Origin of the sequence: Sulfuricurvum sp., assembly GCF_028688295.1 — a bacterium.
Classification (GTDB): domain Bacteria; phylum Campylobacterota; class Campylobacteria; order Campylobacterales; family Sulfurimonadaceae; genus Sulfuricurvum.
In genome coordinates, this window is the sequence record NZ_JAQTYM010000109.1 from 1 (window position 1) to 4527 (window position 4527).

A 4527-nucleotide genomic window follows, 5' to 3' on the forward strand; every position below is an offset into this window, starting at 1 on the left:
CTTCACCCAACGGATTAAAGACCACCACATCATCCAAACGGTTTAAAAATTCGGGTTTAAAGTGCTGTTTCAACTCACCGAGAACCATAGCTTGCAGTCCCTCATCACCGTGATGCGCCATGATCTTATCACTCGCGATGTTGGAGGTCAAGATGATAATGGTATTGGTAAAATCGACCACCACCCCTTTGTTATCGGTCAAACGCCCATCATCGAGCACTTGTAAGAGGACATTGAACACATCGGGGTGTGCTTTTTCGACCTCATCGAACAAGATAACACTGTAAGGCTTGCGGCGCACCGCTTCGGTGAGTTGTCCCCCCTCATCAAACCCGACGTACCCAGGAGGGGCACCGACGAGTCGTGACACGGCATGTTTTTCCATGTATTCGGACATATCGATTCGGATCATCGACTCGCTACTGTCAAAGAGAAATTTCGCCAATGTTTTTGCCGTCTGAGTTTTCCCGACTCCTGTAGGACCGAGGAACAAGAATGAGCCGATAGGACGGCTCTTATCAGAGAGTCCCGCTTTGTTTCGTTTAATCGCACGGGCTACGGCATGGGTCGCTTCTACTTGCCCAACAACATCACGGTTGAGTTCCTCTTCGATATGGAGAATTTTCTCTTTTTCACCTTGAAGCATTTTGTTCACCGGAATTTTTGTCCAGCGGCTCACAATCCCTGCAATAGAGGCTTCATCAACACTGTTTTTAAGAAGTGTCCCCTCGGCTACCATCCCTTTCCATTTCTCTTGGAGCGCTTTTTCTTCCTCGAAAAGTTTCGGTATTTGACCGTATTCGATCTCTGCGGCTTTGTTAAAATCGGCCGCTTGTTTCGCACTTTCGGCCTCACGGCGTTTGGCTTCGATTTCGGCTTTGATTTTCGCTACCCGCTCAAATACCTCTTTTTCATGAGCGAACTGTGATTCCAAACTACGTCGTTCTTCCCCCGCATCGGCAAGTTCCCTCTCTATCTCATCAAGTCGTTTGGTATTGGCAACCGACTCTTCCATTTTAAGAGCCTCTTTTTCGACTTGCAAATGGGTAAGACGGCGTTTTACGCTTGCCAATGCGTTCGGCTCGGATTCGATTTGCATTTTTAGCTCTGCCGCCGCCTCATCAATCAAATCAATAGCTTTGTCCGGTAAAAATCGATCATTAATATAGCGATCCGAAAGTTTTGCCGCCGCCACCAATGCCGAATCGGTAATGGTGACATTATGATGGGATTCCAAACGCTCTTTAAGTCCTCGGAGGATTTGAAGCGATTGGTTCACACTCGGCTCATCGACATTGACAGGTTGAAAACGGCGTTGGAGCGCCGCATCTTTTTCGAAATATTTACGATACTCTTTGAGCGTTGTTGCCCCGATGGTGTGTAACTCTCCGCGAGCAAGGGCTGGTTTGAGGATATTCGCCGCATCCATAGACCCCTCAGAGGCACCCGCACCGACGATGGTGTGAATCTCATCGATAAAGAGGATAACGTTTCCGCTCTTTTTTACCTCATCGATAACGGCTTTGAGACGATCTTCAAACTCTCCACGGTATTTTGCACCTGCAATCAATGCACTCATATCGAGCGTTACGACACGCTTGTTTTGAAGACTGATCGGCACCTCTTTATTGACGATACGTTGTGCCAATCCCTCGACCAATGCCGTTTTACCGACCCCAGGTTCACCGAGGAGGATCGGATTGTTTTTCGTTTTACGGATCAAAATCTGCATCATGCGAGAAATCTCTTCATCCCGTCCGATAACAGGAGAGAGTTTCCCCTCTATCGCCTCACGATTCAAATCAATCCCGTATTTGGCAAGAGATTCGAGATTTTCATCGGCCGTTTGAGACTCGATTTTTTGCCCTGCACGAGATGCTTCGAAGGTTTTCGCAAGCTCTCTGAGATCGATGTATTTACCTAAAATCGATTTGAATGGATCATTTTGGAGGTTTGCGACAATGTATGTATCGATTGCTAAAAAGCCATCACCGTTTTTCGCCATCTCCCCAGAACTTACTTCGAGTGAATGGGCAAAATTACGGGAGAGTCGGATACTCTCTTTGGTGACGTGTGAGGCACTTGGAAGTTTGGATGCCGCACTTTTGACATCAAGTTCTATCGCTGTTTTATCAACGCTCATTTTGGCGAGCATCTGATTGAGTGGTGAATTGCTATTGGCGAGCAATGCCCATAAAAAATGGATCGGTTCAACTTCGCTGTTTTTGTTGTGTAGTGCTAAAGAGATCGAAGATTCGATCATCTCGGTCATTTGATGGGTAAGTTTTTCAAAAATATTGGCTGACATAAAATTCTCCTAGTTGAGTTACAAGAATTATAATACTTTGAGTCACTTATTGTCAAGTCTTTTAAATCATTTTATTTAGATTATAAAAACTGAGACCAATCCGATAACCCCTCCGAACACTCCACCCCAAACCACGAGCCATCCTAAATGCTCTTTCATCAAGGTATGGAGCATCTCTTTTATCATTACAGGGGTAAGCTCTGCCAGACGTGCTTCGACAATCCCTTCAATCGATTCACTCAAATGGGTTCCCCCTTGGTGAAGATGGGTATTCAGAGCATTCATAAACGATTCACTCTGGCTAATCTCAATCGTGGAGGCTTTGATTTTTTCCAAAAACGGCTCTTTGAGTTTGCCTATGATCGCTTCGCCGCCGAACATCCCCAGCATTCCCCCCAAACTTGACTCCATCACACTTTTTACCAATGCATCGTACGCAGGGGTAAAATCAGTTTGCTCGATAATAGGGCTCAAATCGATAGAGCGTTCTTGGGAGAGTACAAAGTTTTCGATTTTTTCAGGGGTAAAAAATTGCTCCATAATCAGCTTTTTCAGTGCTTCACGTATCGATTCGAACCGATCAATGATAATCCCCGAACCGTAAAGATAAGGAACTTTTTCGAAAAGCATATGGATCGCGAGCTGATTGGTCACAGCCCCTGAGAGGGCAAACAATCCCGCACTCCGAAGCGCTGAACCTGCGATCCCCTCTAACGTATAAGAAACGCCTACCAATGCTACTGAAACAAAATTTGTGATCCATCCTTTATCAAACATACAATCTCCTTGAGTTAATACCTGTATTATACAAAAAAGGTTAAAGTTACACCCAAAAAAGGAGTGGTAAATGATTCTTCAGACTATGGGAACACTGCTTTGTAATGCTGAGCCATCGATCATACTCGCATCGATCACCACAGCACTCGATCGAAGTGATGAAGCCCCCTTTTGGCGTCAAAAAAGCCTCCCCTTTTGCGAAGCGGTTTTAAGTGTTCTCATTCCGCTCCGAGATCAGCAACTACTCTTTGATCCCGAAGGAAATCCCCATTCTGAGCTTTCCCCCACCCTCTTTTTACGATGGTGCGATCTACTAAGCCTTAGAACCCTCGCGTTTACCCTTGCTAAAAGTAACACTGCGGGAAAACTTCTTCGGACAAAAATCGATACCGAAAGCTATCAGCCAATCGATTTAGAGATACTGGGAAAATATCTCAGTAGTTACAACGTCAATCTCGATAATGAAATGGTCGACTTTCCGGTGACGAACTACAACCTCCATATCGGAATGACCTCGCTCCTCACTAAAATACTCGAAGGAAAAAATTAATGCAAGAGATGAAACCGCTCAACATTCAAAGCTACCTGTCATACAATGAAATCGAAAAACTCCTCAATGGAGTAGAATACATTATGATGGCAGCACCTTCATTGGTCAAAGACGCCCATCCGATCCATTTTAGTATTATTCTAAACACCTCTGAACCTATCCCAGAAGAGATAAAACCTCTCATTTTGGAAAAATTTTCTAAAGAGCATCACATTACTGCAACCAGCCATCTGCTCAGCAATCTGGAGCGGATCGCCTTTGCCATGACCTCTCAAGAGACACCGATGCCGCGTCATCTGATCGATGACGCTGAAGCACGCACCATTCCGTGGAAACTGCTCCATATTATCGATTTTTTAGGGGATGCAGAAGGCTTTAAAGAGGCAAAAGACGGGCTTAGCGGTTGGAGTTATAGTTACAACTGATTACACATCAGCTCTATCTCCTCCACACTTTTGGCAATCATCGCCGAGAGATTTTCATACCCCTCTTCGGTAACGAGGATATTATCCTCGATACGGATACCGATACCGCGAAACGCTTGCGGAACAAACTCATCATCGGCACGGAAATACAGACCCGGCTCAATCGTCATCAGCATTCCCGCCATAAACGCTAACGATTCACCCTCTTCGTCCACATACGGGCATGGATCATGAACATCCAGTCCCATCCAGTGACCTATGCCGTGCGGAGCGTATTTTTTGTGCTCTTTGGCTTCTATCAATGTACTTCGTTCACCGCACAATACCCCTAATGCAATCAGCGCATCACACAGCAACTCTTCACTATACGTTTGAAGCCAATCGCGTTTCACCCCAGGTTTAATCGCATCTATGACCTTCAATTGAACATCAAGAACGGCATTATAAACTTCCCGCTGATGATCGCT

5 protein-coding genes are annotated in these 4527 nt (G+C 45.4%); 2 read left to right on the top strand and 3 right to left on the bottom strand.

Annotated elements, in window-relative coordinates:
• Together PHR02_RS13080 and PHR02_RS13085 are read right to left on the bottom strand one after the other, a co-directional pair.
• A partial coding sequence (locus tag PHR02_RS13080; protein ID WP_299992688.1) for an AAA family ATPase occupies nt 1-2308 on the bottom strand: 2308 nt, incomplete at its 3' end.
• A gap of 75 nt (nt 2309-2383) precedes the next feature.
• On the bottom strand, nt 2384-3085 hold the full coding sequence (locus tag PHR02_RS13085; RefSeq protein WP_299992689.1) for a DUF445 domain-containing protein: 702 nt from the start codon (nt 3083-3085) through the stop codon (nt 2384-2386).
• A 70-nt stretch (nt 3086-3155) separates the two neighbouring features.
• On the opposite strand from PHR02_RS13085, the gene PHR02_RS13090 reads away from it, so the two are divergent.
• A complete protein-coding gene (locus tag PHR02_RS13090; RefSeq protein WP_299992691.1) occupies nt 3156-3635 on the top strand; it encodes a hypothetical protein in 480 nt (159 codons plus the stop codon).
• Entirely contained in the window at nt 3635-4060 is a 426-nt protein-coding gene (locus PHR02_RS13095) for a hypothetical protein (RefSeq protein ID WP_299992693.1), read from the top strand. Before PHR02_RS13090 ends, PHR02_RS13095 begins: the two co-directional genes overlap by 1 nt.
• Here PHR02_RS13095 and PHR02_RS13100 read toward each other — a convergent pair.
• The coding region (locus PHR02_RS13100) for a M24 family metallopeptidase (protein WP_299992695.1) at nt 4051-4527 on the bottom strand (477 nt) is incomplete at its 5' end. The genes PHR02_RS13095 and PHR02_RS13100 overlap by 10 nt on opposite strands.